At 72.1% G+C, this 13,587-nt stretch carries 16 protein-coding genes; 6 read left to right on the forward strand and 10 right to left on the reverse strand.

Annotated elements, in window-relative coordinates; all coding sequences use genetic code 11:
• Window positions 1-3: 3 nt before the first annotated feature.
• The gene (locus AB0C19_RS23480; protein WP_357188626.1) at window positions 4-969 is read right to left on the reverse strand and encodes a sugar phosphate isomerase/epimerase; all 966 of its coding nucleotides are present in this window, start codon (window positions 967-969) and stop codon (window positions 4-6) included.
• 780 nt (window positions 970-1,749) lie between these two features.
• Between AB0C19_RS23480 and AB0C19_RS23485 the strand changes: the two genes are divergently transcribed.
• Entirely contained in the window at window positions 1,750-3,018 is a 1,269-nt protein-coding gene (locus AB0C19_RS23485) for an Ig-like domain-containing protein (RefSeq protein WP_357188628.1), read from the forward strand.
• Between the two features lie 114 nt (window positions 3,019-3,132).
• Here the strand turns inward: AB0C19_RS23485 and AB0C19_RS23490 are convergent, their stop codons facing one another.
• Window positions 3,133-4,149 carry an SMP-30/gluconolactonase/LRE family protein gene (locus AB0C19_RS23490; RefSeq protein ID WP_357188630.1) on the reverse strand — a complete coding sequence of 339 codons (1,017 nt, stop codon included), beginning with the start codon at window positions 4,147-4,149 and terminating at the stop codon, window positions 3,133-3,135.
• 225 nt (window positions 4,150-4,374) lie between these two features.
• Here AB0C19_RS23490 and AB0C19_RS23495 point away from each other — a divergent pair, with 225 nt between their 5' ends.
• Window positions 4,375-4,761: an STAS domain-containing protein gene (locus AB0C19_RS23495; protein ID WP_357188632.1), complete on the forward strand. Its 387-nt coding sequence runs from the start codon at window positions 4,375-4,377 to the stop codon at window positions 4,759-4,761.
• Window positions 4,762-4,839: 78 nt separating this feature from the next.
• On the opposite strand, the gene AB0C19_RS23500 is transcribed toward AB0C19_RS23495, so the two are convergent.
• Window positions 4,840-5,232 (reverse strand): FKBP-type peptidyl-prolyl cis-trans isomerase, encoded by a 393-nt coding sequence (locus tag AB0C19_RS23500; protein ID WP_357188634.1) that lies wholly within the window; start codon window positions 5,230-5,232, stop codon window positions 4,840-4,842.
• Between the two features lie 229 nt (window positions 5,233-5,461).
• On the opposite strand from AB0C19_RS23500, the gene AB0C19_RS23505 reads away from it, so the two are divergent.
• A complete protein-coding gene (locus tag AB0C19_RS23505) occupies window positions 5,462-6,403 on the forward strand; it encodes a TerC/Alx family metal homeostasis membrane protein (RefSeq protein ID WP_357188636.1) in 942 nt (313 codons plus the stop codon).
• A 21-nt stretch (window positions 6,404-6,424) separates the two neighbouring features.
• Here the strand turns inward: AB0C19_RS23505 and AB0C19_RS23510 are convergent, their stop codons facing one another.
• The 5 genes from AB0C19_RS23510 to AB0C19_RS23530 are packed head-to-tail and all read right to left on the reverse strand — an operon-like array spanning window position 6,425 to window position 8,854.
• Entirely contained in the window at window positions 6,425-7,150 is a 726-nt protein-coding gene (locus AB0C19_RS23510) for a helical backbone metal receptor (RefSeq protein WP_357188638.1), read from the reverse strand.
• A gap of 55 nt (window positions 7,151-7,205) precedes the next feature.
• Window positions 7,206-7,766: a hypothetical protein gene (locus AB0C19_RS23515; protein ID WP_357188640.1), complete on the reverse strand. Its 561-nt coding sequence runs from the start codon at window positions 7,764-7,766 to the stop codon at window positions 7,206-7,208.
• Window positions 7,763-8,284 (reverse strand): hypothetical protein, encoded by a 522-nt coding sequence (locus AB0C19_RS23520; protein ID WP_357188642.1) that lies wholly within the window; start codon window positions 8,282-8,284, stop codon window positions 7,763-7,765. Before AB0C19_RS23520 ends, AB0C19_RS23515 begins: the two co-directional genes overlap by 4 nt.
• A 1-nt stretch (window position 8,285) precedes the next feature.
• A complete protein-coding gene (locus AB0C19_RS23525) occupies window positions 8,286-8,666 on the reverse strand; it encodes an Asp23/Gls24 family envelope stress response protein (protein ID WP_357188644.1) in 381 nt (126 codons plus the stop codon).
• Window positions 8,663-8,854: a hypothetical protein gene (locus tag AB0C19_RS23530; protein ID WP_357188646.1), complete on the reverse strand. Its 192-nt coding sequence runs from the start codon at window positions 8,852-8,854 to the stop codon at window positions 8,663-8,665. The genes AB0C19_RS23525 and AB0C19_RS23530 overlap by 4 nt, the downstream gene beginning before the upstream one ends.
• Before the next feature lie 164 nt (window positions 8,855-9,018).
• Here AB0C19_RS23530 and AB0C19_RS23535 point away from each other — a divergent pair, with 164 nt between their 5' ends.
• Together AB0C19_RS23535 and AB0C19_RS23540 are read left to right on the forward strand one after the other, a co-directional pair.
• Complete coding sequence (locus tag AB0C19_RS23535; RefSeq protein ID WP_357188648.1) at window positions 9,019-9,894, forward strand: hypothetical protein; 876 nt, start codon at window positions 9,019-9,021, stop codon at window positions 9,892-9,894.
• A 295-nt stretch (window positions 9,895-10,189) separates the two neighbouring features.
• A complete protein-coding gene (locus tag AB0C19_RS23540) occupies window positions 10,190-11,479 on the forward strand; it encodes a hypothetical protein (RefSeq protein WP_238685732.1) in 1,290 nt (429 codons plus the stop codon).
• Between the two features lie 126 nt (window positions 11,480-11,605).
• Here the strand turns inward: AB0C19_RS23540 and AB0C19_RS23545 are convergent, their stop codons facing one another.
• Both AB0C19_RS23545 and AB0C19_RS23550 read right to left on the reverse strand, forming a co-directional pair.
• The gene (locus tag AB0C19_RS23545) at window positions 11,606-11,953 is read right to left on the reverse strand and encodes an Lsr2 family protein (RefSeq protein WP_357188650.1); all 348 of its coding nucleotides are present in this window, start codon (window positions 11,951-11,953) and stop codon (window positions 11,606-11,608) included.
• A 144-nt stretch (window positions 11,954-12,097) separates the two neighbouring features.
• On the reverse strand, window positions 12,098-12,706 hold the full coding sequence (locus AB0C19_RS23550) for a response regulator transcription factor (RefSeq protein WP_357188652.1): 609 nt from the start codon (window positions 12,704-12,706) through the stop codon (window positions 12,098-12,100).
• Between the two features lie 98 nt (window positions 12,707-12,804).
• On the opposite strand from AB0C19_RS23550, the gene AB0C19_RS23555 reads away from it, so the two are divergent.
• Window positions 12,805-13,536 (forward strand): HAMP domain-containing sensor histidine kinase, encoded by a 732-nt coding sequence (locus AB0C19_RS23555; RefSeq protein ID WP_357188654.1) that lies wholly within the window; start codon window positions 12,805-12,807, stop codon window positions 13,534-13,536.
• Window positions 13,537-13,587 lie beyond the last annotated feature (51 nt).

Raw genomic sequence — 13,587 nt, forward strand, 5'->3', positions numbered from 1 at the left:
GTTTCAGTACCGAAGTGAAGCGAGATAGTCGAAGCCGACGCGAGCGGTGTCCAGGGCGTCGGCGGGGGAGCGCGGCGCGGTGCCCGCGTCGTCACGCTCCACGATGTACTCCTCGATGCCGGCCTCCCGCTCGTGGGCGAAGATGCGGCCGAAATCGATGACGCCGTCGCCGAGGTCGGCGAAACCACCCTCGACGTCGAGGTCCTTGACGTGCACCTGGCGGATCCGACCGCGGTTGGCTCGGATCACGTCGATCGGGTCGTGGGCGCCCCGCCAGGTCCAGTAGAGGTCGAGCTCGAAGTGGACCAGCCGGGAATCGGTCTGCGAGCTGAGGATGTCGAACCCGGTCGAGCCGCCGGTCAGCGGCACGAACTCGAGCTGGTGGTTGTGGTAGCCGAAGTCCAACCCCGCGCGTTCGGCGAGCCGACCGGCGCGGTTGAGGTCCCGGGCCAGGGCCCGGTAGACGGCGGGGTCCCGGATCGGCTGACCGCTCGCGTCCCTACCGAAGTACGGGTGGACGATCTTCTTGCAGCCCACCACGTTGGCGTCGGCGAGAGCCTGCTCCCAGGTGGCGGCGTCGAACGGCTGCGGGATGCCGACGTGACCGGAGGTGGAACGCAGCCCGGCCTCGTCGAGCGCGGCCCGGAACTGTGCGGCGGTGCGTCCGACGAAACCGGCGTGCTCCACTCGCCGGTAGCCGATCCGACGCAGCGCGTCCAGGGTGCCGGGCAGGTCGGCGGCGAGCTGATCACGCAGCGTGTAGAGCTGAATGCTGATCCGGTCCACCGGCACCCGGCGGCGGCCCTGGGCCTGCCCGGTGGATGCGGCGGGCGCGGCGACGGCCGGGCCGCCGATTAGACCGGCGGCGCCGACAGCGGCCGCGGAGACGGTCGCGGCGCGCAGCACTCCACGCCGGCTGACCGGCTCGGACGCCGGTGTCGGCCCCGGTCGGTTGAGTTGTTGATCCATGGTGGTGGTCCCTTCCTGACGGCTGGTACGCCGTCGGCGGCGGTCGACCTGACTGCCGTCCGCCGGGCGCGCCGAACCGGCCGGAGGCGGGCTCCGGCTGGACGGTGAGGGACGGCGCGGGTGCGGCCCGGACCCATCGGGAGCGGAACGCGGCGACCCGGCAGAGGTGGCGGCAAGTTGATCGACGAATGGGCAACCCTCTATCTAGATCGAAACCTTACCCTTGCCTCCGGACGAAGGCAAAGCTTTGTCGCGTTCGCCGGAAGTTTCGCTTCAACTGACAAAAGTCCGCCCACGAGGTGCGCCACCCGGCCTGACCTTCTACTTCCCGTGCCCACCGCGCCGCGCGCGTTCCGTCCGGCCCGGCCCACGTCCGGCCCGGCCCACGTCCGGCCCGGCCCACGTCCGGCCCGGCCCACGTCCGGCCCGGCCCACGTCCGGCCCGGCCCACGTCCGGCCCGGCCGGCTCTTGATCCACTCGGGTTCATGACAGTCGCGGTGTCGGGACGGTCGGGATGCCGCGACTTCAGTGAGACCGAGTCGATCATGAAGCCGGGTCGACAGTGCCACCACGGCCGCCATTCGGACAGTCGACGTTGCCTCGCTCAAGCGGAGCAAAGCGCATGACACGGGTCGGTTGAACCCCTGTTCCGGCCAAGCGGAGCATTGTCGGAAAATGCGTCGATAAATGCGCTGCCGATTATTTCCGAATGCCGCTAATGGCCCCCCGAAGCGGGCAAGAATGTGGCGGAGGGAAGTCGAAAACGGGGGGACTGAAACATGACGTCTAGGCGGCGATTGACGCTGTTGGCGGTAACCATCGCGGCGGCACCACTCGTCCTGGGTGCGTGCACCGCCGACCGGGGTTCCGCGACCGGCTCGGCCAAGAAGCACGCCGCCCCACCGGAACTCGCTGTGACGCCGGGGGACAAGACCCGGGACGTCCCGGTCAGCGCCGAGGTGGGCACCGTGGTCAAGGGAGGGCGGGTCACCGGCGTACGCCTCACCGACGACAAAGGCAAGCAGGTCAACGCCGAGCCGCGCGAGGACGGCTCCGGCTGGGTGCCGAGCGCCCCGCTGCAACCACGACGGACCTACACCGCCGAGGTGACAGCCACCGGTGACTCCGGTGCCACCACCACGCGCACCACCACGTTCACGACGATGGCCAAATCCACCAAACCGCAGATCACCAGCACCCTTTATTTCAACGGCAATCGGACGTACGGCACGGCGATGCCGGTAACGGTGGCGTTCGACCCAGGAATTCCGAAAGAGGCCAGGGCGGATGTCCAGCGGCGGTTGTTCGTAAAGACCAATCCACCGCAACCGGGCGCCTGGTCGTGGCTTGAGGATGGAAGCCAGGTCTATTATCGGGCCCCCGATTTCTGGAAGCCGGGGACCACCATCAGTGTCCGGGCCGGTCTCGAGGGTCTGCCGATCGGTAAGAAACTGGTTGGCGACGCCGAGCGGACCGCGACCTCCAAGATCGGACGACAGGTCTCGCTGGAGATCGACAACGCCACCAAACAGATGACAGTGCTGCGCGACGGCAAGCAGGTCCGCCGAATCCCGGTGAGCCTGGGTAAGCCGAGCACGCCGAGTTCCAGCGGCAAGATGGTGATCATGGAAAAGCACGAGCGGGTCACGTTCGACACGCGGGGTGAGCCGGACGGTGGCTACGTGGTCGACGTCGACGACGCCCAGCGCTACACCTGGGGTGGCGAGTTCATCCACTCCGCCCCCTGGTCGGAGGGGGACCAGGGAAACACCAACGTCTCGCACGGTTGCGCGAACGTCTCCGCCACCGCCGCCGACTGGTTGATGGGGGTGACGCAGGTTGGTGACCTGGTCACCGTCAAGGGCACCGAGGTGGAGCTACAGCCGGGCAACGGCTGGACCGCGTGGAACGTGAGCTGGGACGAGTTCGCCCGGGGCAGCGCCCTGCCGGTGCCGCCCGGGCTCAAGCCCGCTCCGGTCGCCCCGGCGCACCCGGGCGCGGTGGCCGGCGGATCGCCCGCGCCGGCGCCCTCGGTCAGCGGCCGCTGAGACACCACTGACGGCAGGACAGGGCCGGCCCGCCACCACTGCGGACCGGCCCTGTCGCCCGCCCGCCACACCAGGGGTACGCGGGCCGGCCGGCCCTGTCGCCGCCCGCGGCCATCACCCCAGGGGTACGCGGGCCACCCCGGACCCGGTCAGGCTGCCCAGCCAGAGGTGGTCGCCGTGCTGGCGTACCCCAGTGATCATCGAGTAGTGCCCGTTCGGGCCGTGCAGCGTCCGGCGGACCGTTCCCGCGTCGTCCACCAGCGCGACCAGCCCGTAGCGGCGTGGCTGCGGCTGCATCGCGTCGGGCAGCAGGGCGGCGATCTGGCGCAGCCGCGGATGGGGCAGCAGCCGTTCGGCGATCGGCACCCGGGGGCTGGGCAGCGCGATCCAGTACGTCCCGTCACCCACCGAGGCGAGATTGTCCGGGTACGCGGGCAGGTCGGCGAGGACCCGCACACCGCCGCTGAGTTCGACCCGCAGCAGGCGGTGGGTGCTGGTCTCCACCAGCATCAGCGCCGACTCGTCCGGGGTCAGCGCGATCCCGTTGGGGAAGTACAGCCCGTCGGTCACCACCTCGGTGCGGCCGCTACCCGGATGGTGGGCCAGCACCCGACCGTTGGGACGGTGCTCCAGAAGGTCCCGCTTCCAGTGCGAGACCGGAAACCGGTCGGAGCTGTCGGTGAAGTAGATGGTGCCGTCCCGGCCCACCGTCGCGTTGTTGGCCAGGTGCACAGGGGGTGCCGTGCCGGTCAGTTCGCGGACCACGCCGTCGGGTGTGACCCGCAGCAACCCGCGGTACGCGTCGCAGACCACCAGGGCCTCGCCGGACAGGTCCAGCTCGATGCCGAGCGGACGGCCCCCGGTCTCGGCCAGCAGGTGGGGTGGGGTGCCGGCCCGCGCGTCGACCGGCCACCACCAGAGCCGACCGTCCTCGTCGCCACTGATCACCCGCCCGGCGCCGTCGACCAGCACGTCCTCGGGGCCGACGGCGCCCGTGGGGAGGGGTAGCAACTCGGCGTCGTCGAGCCGGCGGTCGGTGGGAGCCCATGGCCCGGCCAGCGCCGGGGGGCTGGTCGCCGGCTCGCGGACGGGACGGATCAGCCGGGGCGGCCGGGGCCGGGGGATCAGCATCGACCTATTCTCCACCCGAACGCCGGCCGACCCTCGGGTTCCGAGCCCGCGCGGCGCGCCGCGCAAGCCCTGACCTCACCCCCGAGGCGGCGGCGCGCCGCGCGGGCCCCTGACTCCACCCACCCCGAGAGGGAGGTGGGGTACCTCGGGGTATGCCCCTGGGCGTACCCGGAATCACTCCGTGGAGGGGCGAAAGTGTCGGTGGTGCCGGCTAGATTTCTGGGCATGGAAGAGCACAGCGACCGGCTGGACGTGCAGGTCAGCGTGGGTGACCAGATGGTCCTCGTGCGGGTGGCCGGCGAGATCGACATCGCCACGGTGGCCGCGTTCCGGTCCGCGCTGTGGTCCGCGCCGGCCCGCCCGGTGCTTCAACTGGAGTTGTCCGGGCTGCGGCTGCTCTCCGCCGCCGGCGTTCGCACGCTGCTCGCGGCTCATCTACGCGTGCGGGCCTGTGGTGGCGAGCTGGTCCTGGTCGACCCGAGCCCGGTGGTGGCGCGGGTGCTGCGCGTCAGCGGGCTGCATCGCGTGATGCCGATTCTGGGGCTGACCTCGCCGATCGAGGCCGCGCGTCGCCCGGTGGTCGCGACCACGGACCTGCAACTGGCCGCCTGACGCTGGTCAACGAGGTGGGCCGCCACCGTCACACCCGGGCGTGGGGCCGCCGGCCTGGCCGGCGACCCCGACAATCGGTCAGCTCACGCCGAGCAGGTCGACGACGAAGACCAGCGTCTCGCCCGGCTTGATGACGCCGCCAGCACCCCGGTCGCCGTACCCGAGGTGCGGCGGAATGGTCAGGCGGCGGCGACCGCCGACGCGCATGCCGGCGACGCCCTGGTCCCAGCCGGCGATGACCTGACCGCCGCCGAGCGGAAAGTCGAACGCCTCGCCCCGGTTCCACGACGAGTCGAACTCGTTGCCGGTGGAGTGCGACACGCCGACGTAGTGCACGCTGACCAGTTGGCCCGGCTCGGCCTGCGGGCCGTCGCCCACGGTGATGTCCTCGATCACGAGGTCGGCCGGCGGTGCACCCTCGATCGGACCAACCTCGGGCTTGCCCGACTGGGCGCCTGCTGCCTGGGTCATGCGGGGATCTCCTGCCGTGTTGGGTGATGTGTCCGGTCACCGTCGATCCTGCCGGATCACCCCTCACCGATGTGCGGCGGACCCGCAACCTGCTCCGCGGCCCCCTCCTCCGGCACTGCACCGACTTCGTTCGACCGTCCGATGCCGGGTCGGGCGTTCACCTAGGCTCGGAAAGGGCCGGCCGGCCTGGTTGACGGGCGGTGCGCGGTGGTCGATGCGGAGGGCGTCGGTGGCTGAGGCGACGGTCGCGGTCCCGCTGTGGGCCTGGGCGGCGGTCGGCGCGGTGATCGCGGTGCTGCTCGCCGTGGATGTGCTCCTGCACCGGGACAACCACGTCATCGAGCTCCGCGAGGCGCTGCTGTGGAGCGCCGTCTGGATCGGCGCTGGTCTGCTGTTCGGGTTGGTCGTCTGGTGGGGCCTCGGCGGTGACCCGGCCATCGCGTACTTCTCCGGCTACCTGCTGGAGAAGGCGCTCTCGGTGGACAACGTGTTCGTCTTCGCGCTGCTCTTCGGCTACTTCCAGGTGCCGTCGGGCTACCAGCACAAGGTGCTGTTCTGGGGTGTCGTGGGGGCGCTCGTCTTCCGGCTGCTGTTCATCTTCGCCGGTGCCGAGTTGCTGGACCGGCTCGCCTGGGCCGGGTACGTGCTGGGCGCGTTCCTGATCTGGACCGGCTGGCGGCTGGCCGTACGCGGGAAGCCGGACGTCGACCCGGAACGCAATGTCGTGGTCCGGCTGTTCCGGCGGCTGGTGCCCACCGACGCCCGCTACCACGGCGACCGGTTCACCGCCCGGGTGGCCGGCCGACGGGTGGCGACGTTGCTGCTGGTCGCGCTCGTCGCCATCGAGGCCACCGACGTGGTCTTCGCCATCGACTCGGTGGCGGCGATCCTCGCCATCACCACGAACACCTTCCTGGTCTGGACGGCCACCGCGTTCGCCGTCCTGGGGCTGCGCAGCCTCTATTTCTGCCTCGCCGGGCTGCTGCGCCACTTCGGCTACCTGCGGTACGGGTTGGCGCTGCTACTGGCCTTCGCCGGGCTGAAGCTGATTCTCGCCGAGACGCCGGTGGGCAAGCTGCCGGTCTGGTTGACCCTGGCCGTGGTGCTGCTGACCCTGGCGGTCTCGATCGGCGCCAGCACCGTGGCCGCCCGCCGCCGAACCGCTGGCTGAGCCGCCGGGCGGCGGTCGGGGTCAGCCGACCAGCACCGGCCGGGACAACTGGTCGGCGAGCAGCGCCGGCGCCTCGGCCAGGGACGGGCCGTACCAGGTGAGGTGCCGCCCGGAGAGCAGGGCGCAGGGTACGCCGGGGAACGCCTCCGGGCCGTCGTCGGCGGTGAACCGGTACGGCTCATCGGGCAGGACCACCAGGTCGGGCTCTCGTTCGCGTAGTTCGGTGAGGCTCGGGCGGGGATAGCGTTCGGGGTGCTCGTCGTAGGCGTTGAGAACGCCGAGGCGGCGCAGCACGTCGCCGGCGAACGTGTCGCCGCCGAGCACCACCCACGGCCGACGCCAGACCGGCACCACCGCGCGTCGGGTAGCCGTCAGCCGGGGTGGTGTGGCCCACGCCCGCCGGGCGGCCCGCAGCCAGTCCGGCTCCGTCGGTGCACCCAGTTCGGTCAGCAGGTCGCCCAGCTCGGTCAACGCGCCGGCAACGGTCCGCGGATAGGTGACCCGCACCGGTACGCCGGCCGTCCGTAGCGCCTCCGCGTCGGCCCGACGGTTCTCCTCAACGTTGAGCAGCACCAGGTCGGGCCGCAGCGCGCGCACCCGGTCCAGATCGGGGTACTTGCTGCCGCCGACCCGGGCCACGTCGAGCCCGGCCGGGTGGCTGCACCAGTCGGTGGCCCCGACCAACGCTCCCGGCACTGTCAGCGCCACCGCCTCGGTCAGGGACGGCACCAGCGACACCACTCGCACCCGCGTACCTCCATTCGCCGCCGACACCGATCATGCCCCTCGGGTCGGCGTCGGGTCACTGGCGGCCGGGCTCGATGCGGGCGGTCACGTCGAGGTGCGCGGGCTGGCAGTTGGTCGTCGCCGCGAATCGGCGGACCGCGGCGCGGACGTGCTCGCGTACGCCGGCGGTCGGAGCGTCGGCGTTGAGGTCCACCCGGATCCACACGTCGGGGTGCGGTGGCGCGCCGGTGAGCACCACCCGGGCCCGGCGTACCCCGGGGTTGCCGGTCAGGTCGCGTACCAGCGCGTCGGCGAGGACGTCGGTGGCCAGCCGGGTGCGGCCCGGCCGGCGTCCGGGGTGGCTCAGGGTGCCGCGCAGCGTACCGTCCGGGCCCCGCAGCTCCCGGGTCAGCAGGCGTTGCCCGGCCAGCGCGAACAGCGCTCCGGCGACGGCTGCGGCCAGGGTGCTCCACGGGGCGGCGATCCGCCACCAATCGACCAGCTCGGCGCTGAGCAGCATCGCCGCCGGGTCGGCGCCGGGCAACGTGCCGAGGCTGGCCGTCAGCGCCGCCGCGCCCCCCGCGATTAGCAGCAGCGCGATGATGGTCCACAACAGTCGGTGCCCGGCGTTGGTCACGCCGGCCGTCGCCGAGGCAGCAGCCGGACGTCGATCCGGGCGGGGCGGGGTGCGGTGAGGTGGCGCAACTCCTGGCGCACGGCGAACTCGATCTCCGCCTCGGCTGCTGGGTCGCCGGTCGCGCGCACCCGGGGGCGCCACTGGCCGCCGCGCCGTCGGACCCGGACCCGGGCGCGGCGGACGCCCGGCACCGCGCTGGCGACGGCAGCGAGCCGCCGTTCCACACAGCGCCGGTGCAGGTACCAGCCGTCGCGCTCGTCGGCGCGCAGGCGGACCGGCGTCCAGCGGCGCAACTGGGCGACGAGGATGACCAGGCCCAGTAGGAGGGCCCCACCGGCCACGGCCCGGACTGTGGGGTCGCGCCACCGGGTGCCGCTCAGCGCGTCGAACCAGCCGCTGGTGTCGATCGGTGTCGGTCGGTGCACTGTGAGCAGCAGCGCCTGGACGGCCGCCGCCGCACCACCGAGAAGCAGAGCGGTGGCCAGCAGCAACGAGGCGACCCGGTTGGCGGTGCGCATCTCAGTCGTCCTCCGGTGTGGCGGCACCGACGCCGGAGGAGTCGACGCCGGGGACGAGCAGGTCGTCCACGGTGACGGTCACCACCGCCACGCTGAGCCCGGTCTGGGCGGCCACCCGCTCGGTGACGACCGCCCGGACCGTTTCGGCGATCGTCGGCACGCTGTGCCCGTACCAGGTGATCAGGTGCAGATCGAGTGCGACGGACCGGTCATCCAGGCGCACCGCCGCCGGGCGGACGACGGAAACGCCCGGCACGAGGCTGGCCGCCTGCACAGCGATCCGCGCGACGTCCGCGGTGTCGCCCGGGCGGCGTTCCGCACCTGTCGTCCCGGCGACCAGTCCGGTGCTGGGGTTCGTCCCCGCGGACGGGCGGGTGGTCATCCGCGCCGCCGAACGTCGGCACGGCGGTCGCCAAGACCGGTCACCGCGAGGTCGCCGTCGAGCACCCGGACGACCAGCCAGCCGAGCAGGCCGGCGAGTACGGCGAGGGCGGCCACGCCGACGCCGGCCAGCGCCCAGACCGCCACGGCGAGGAACCCGGCGAGGAAGCCGAACTGCTGTCGCGACATGGTCACCTCCGGGCCGGTCCGGTACCGGCGGTAGCTGGATACACCCGGCGGCCATCCCTGGAACGTCGGCGTAGCTGTGATCCGCGTCACAGGAGAAGTCGGTGGCCCATGATCGACCACCTAGACTCGGCCCGGCTCGACCGACCGGCGGATGGATCAGGCAGATGACGAGCATCGGGAGCGACGACCGCGGTTGGCTGCGGGCGATGCCCGCCGAGGCGGGGCGCGACGCGCTGCTCAGCCGCGCTGGCCATCGGGTCCTGGCGGCACGCCGGCTCACCGATCTGCTCCAGGGTCGCCCGCCCGGCGTCACCGGCAGCCAGTGGACCTCGGCGAGCCGCGCCAGCTTCGACTTCGTGGTCTACGCCGCCGACACCGGCCGTCCGGTCGTCGCCGTGCAGATCGGCCCGGTGCCGTCTTCCGGCTCGGCCGAGCAGCGCGTGGAGCGGCTCACGGACGCGGTGGGCGCGGCCGCCGGCCTGCCCGTTCTGCGGATCGGGTCGCCCACGTTGAGCGCCGCCGATCATGGCCGCCGCCTGGTCGAGTACGTGATCGACGCGCGGGCCTACGCTGCGGGCGGGCCCACCGCAGCCGGGACCGAACCGGCACCGGTGGGCTTCCGGGACATCCTGGGCCGGCTGCCGGACGGGCGTACCGGGCCGGTCAACGACCTCGGCGCGCTGACCCGCGCGGCGGCGGTCGAGGTGTACGTGGCCGGGCAGGTGGCCGACCCGATCGTGCGAGGACTGCACGTCCGCTGGGTGGACGGTCCGGCACAGGGGTGGAGCTGGGTGCACGTACGCCCCGACGCGTGCCTCATCGAGCAGGTCTCGGTGACCGAGCACCGTTTCTCCTGCGGCATCGACGCGGCCCGGCTGGCCGAGGATCTCGCCGCCGTCGCCGTGGGGGAGCGACTGCGGGAGAACGCCGTCGCCGACCTGCTGTCGCGCGCCGAGTGGACCGCGCAGATCGCCGCGCTGAGCCAGCGCCGCCACGAACTGGTCGGCGGGTTCGCCTTCGACCACCTCTGCGCCGACTGACCAGCGCCCGTTTCACCTGCTGATCCCTGCTCGGCACCGGCTCCGTGTCCGGCCCCGGCAATTTCCTGTGCGTCTGTTGAACCTTCCCGGCCGCCGCCCCGTACTCCTGCGCGAATGAACAGGATCTCCCCATCCGCGTCCACCGGGCGCGGGAGACGGTGCGGAAAGGGCATCGTCGGCCATCGACGCATTACCGGGTAGGTCACGGTGGGTCGCCACCGCGGCGTGCCACCTCACATCCGTCGGTCCGCCGAGGGCAGAAATCCACTACCGGATCGAGAAGGAGAGCAATTCGATGCGCAGGTCCACTCGGGCGCGCCGGCCTTCCGGCAACGCGCGGAGCAAGCGTCTGCTGGCAGTTGTCGGCACGCTCGCGGTCTTCGGCGGAGTTGTCGCCGTGACTCAGATTTCGTCGGCCCAGGACCGGCGGACAAATAAGCCACGTCCGGCTTCCGGGCAGTGCGTGGAGCCGAGCCCGGGCGCGACCGCGCCGACTGGTGGCGGCTCGACCAGCCGGACCTGGCAGAACGGTCGGTGGGTGCGTAATCACTGGGGTGACGGACAGCAGTCGGTCCCCGAGTGCGAGGACGGCAAGGACGGCACTGTGGGCACCGGCACGGCCATCGCCTGTCCGGACGTGGCGGCCAAACTGCCGCAGGTGCCGAACCGGGCGCGGGCCGAGGTGGACCGCAACCTCGCCCAGTTGCAGACCCAGATCGCCGAGGCGGACCGCCGGCTCGCCGCCGAGGGCAACAAGGGTGAGGCATTCATCCGCAACGCGATCCTCCAACCGTTGGCCGGCAAGCGCCGCGCCGTGCTGGATCGGATCACGACCGCCATCGACCGGGCCGGACCCCGGCCGCAGGGCCTCGCGCAGCTCGCCGAGTGCCAGGTGCAGCCCACCGGCGGCACGGGCGGCAACAACGGCGGCGGCACCACGCCCACCACCACCCCCGGCGGTGGCAACAACGGCGGTGGCAACAACGGCGGTGGCAACAACGGCGGCGGGAACAACGGCGGCGGCACCGCGCCCGGTGCCGGGCTCGGCGTACTCGCCAACGACTGCGACGAGAGCCGGCTCCAGCCGCACGACGGTTTCCAGAACGGCAACCGCTGCGTGAGCACCGAGTTCGGTGAGGTCGGCGCGGCGGCCAACAACCCGTCGCTGCTGATCACCCAGTTCCCCGAGCAGGTCGGCCAGAACCAGCCCTTCACCCTGAGGGTCAGCACCCGCAACCTGGTCCGGGACCGCTTCCTGGCCGCCGGTCAGGGTGGCTACTACGTGGAGAGCTCGCTCCTCAACGACCAGGGCCTGGTCCGCGGTCACTTCCACACCGCCTGCCGGATGCTGGACAGCCTGACCGCTCCGCCGGAGCCGCAGGAGGTGCCCGCCTTCTTCGTCGCGACCGAGGACGGCCGCGGCGGCGCCCAGCCCGACGAGGTGACGATCCAGATTCCGGGCCTGCCGGAGTCCGGTACCGCCCAGTGCTCCGTCTGGGCCGGTGACGGCTCGCACCGCCTGCCGATGATGGAGCGGGCCAACCAGACCCCCGCCTTCGACTCGGTGCGCATCGACGTCAACTGAGCTGACGTACCAACGGCGGCCGGCCACCCGGGGCGACAACCCGGGGTGGCCGGCCGCCGCCTTGTTTCGGGTGCCCGGACAAACGACGGGGCCCCGCCGTTTCCGGCGGGGCCCCGTCGAGTCGCGTCAGCGGCTCTTGTACGCCTCGACGACCTCAACCGGGATCCGGCCGCGCTCGGAAATCTTGTAGCCGTTCTTGACGGCCCATTCCCGGATGGCCCGGTTCTGCTCCCGATCCATTCCCGCGCCGGCGGGTCGCCCCGGTCGCCGGACCGAACGGGCGCTCTCCACCGGGCCGCGCCCGATCCGCCGACCCGCATTGATGTACGGATCGAGCGTCTTGCGCAGGACGCCGGCATTCTCGTCGGAGACATCGATCGTGTAGGCCACGCCGTCGAGACTGAACTCAACCGTCCGGTCGGCCTTCCCACCGTCGAGGTCGTCGGTCAGGACCGTGATTACTTTTCTCGCCATTGCCGATTACTCCCTGTGTGCGGCGGGATGTGTCCAAAGTCTGACCTATCACCCCGGTAATCCGCAACAATATGCCTTCCATTCATTCGGCGCGTCGCGATTCCGTTACCGAGCAAAACCGCGAAACGGTTCGGTGGCGAGGCTTCATTCCCCGAGGATGCCGCTGTGACCGGCGATGGCGGCCGCCTCGGCCCGGTTCGAGACCCGCAACTTGCGCAGCAACGCGGCGGTCATCCGTTTCACCGTCCGTTCGGAGACGTGCAGTTCTTCGGCGATGTCGACGGTGCTGCGGCCAGCGGCGATCGCCCGCAGCAGCCGCCGTTCCTCGCCGTCCAGGTCGACGGACGCGGAGCGCGTGGACCGCAGCATGGCGCGCAGCAGGTCGGCCGGCAGCACCGCCCAGCCGTCGAGGATCGCCAGCAGCGGGGGAAGCAACTCCTCCGGTTCGCTGGTCTTGGGCAGGAACCCCTCGGCGCCGGCCCGCAGCGCCTCCACCGCTGGCCCTGGGTCGGTGGAACCGGACATCGCGACCACCCGTACCCGTGGGGTGGTCCGCCGGATCGCGGCCACCGCCCGGATGCCGCCGGGCGGCGGCATGTGCAGGTCGACCAGGGCCAGGTCGGGGCGGCAGTTGCTGACCAGGGCCGCCGCCGCGGCGGCGTCGCCGGTCGAGGCGATGACCTCGGCCCGGCCGTTGGTGGTGATCGGGAGCAGCAACTCCAGCCCGCGGACGAAAAGGGGGTGATCGTCCACGACGACGAGTCGCAAGGTGGAGGCTCCCGGCATGTCTGCGCCGTTCCCCAGCGGGTACCGATCATGCGGGTTCGCACCGAACGAGAGGAGTCGGGTGGATGCGCGTACGGCACGGTCTGCGGGACCTGCTGCGAGGGTTGCGCCCCGCTGAGCCGACACCGGGCGAAAAGCGACCGACGGCGGCCGATTCGGAGTTGCTGCTGCGGGTGCTGTGCCACGAGTTCCGAACGCCGATCAGCACGCTGACCTCGCTGACCCGCGCGTTGGCCGACGAGCGTCAGGACCTGACCGGGGACGACCGGCGGGCGCTCAGTGAGCTGGCCCGCGACCAGGCCGCCCACCTGCAGAGCCTGCTGCTCGACGCGGCCGCCGGCACCGGCGTGCTGACGCCGACCCCACAGCCGGAGCCGGCCGTCGCGCTGGCGGGCATCCTGCGGGAGGCCGCCGCGCTGGTGCCGGTCGGCCGCCGGCGGGCGCGGGCCACCCGGCGGGCGGCCTCCTGCCCGGTGCCGGCCGGACGAACCCGACAGGTGCTGGTCAACCTGGTGCAGAACGCGTTGCGGCACGGGCCGCCGGACGGACAGGTCGGGCTCTACGCGACAGTGCGCGGGCCCAGCCTGAGCATCCTGGTCACCGACGAGGGTCGGGTCGACGATGCGCTACTGGTCGCGCTGCGGCGTCCGACGCCGGCCGTCGGGATGTCCGGTCTGGGCCTGTGGATCGCGCGGCAGCTCGTCGCGACGGATGGGGGAGCGTTGCGGGCGTACCGGCTACGGCCCCGTGGAGTGGCGCTGGAGGTGCTGCTGCCGATGGCTCGCCCGGTGCGCTGACCCGGGCGGGACACCGGTTGGCCCGCTCGGGTCATCGCGGCGGGAACGGCC

Origin of the sequence: Micromonospora sp. NPDC048842, assembly GCF_040649935.1 — a bacterium.
GTDB classification, from domain to species: domain Bacteria; phylum Actinomycetota; class Actinomycetes; order Mycobacteriales; family Micromonosporaceae; genus Micromonospora; species Micromonospora hortensis.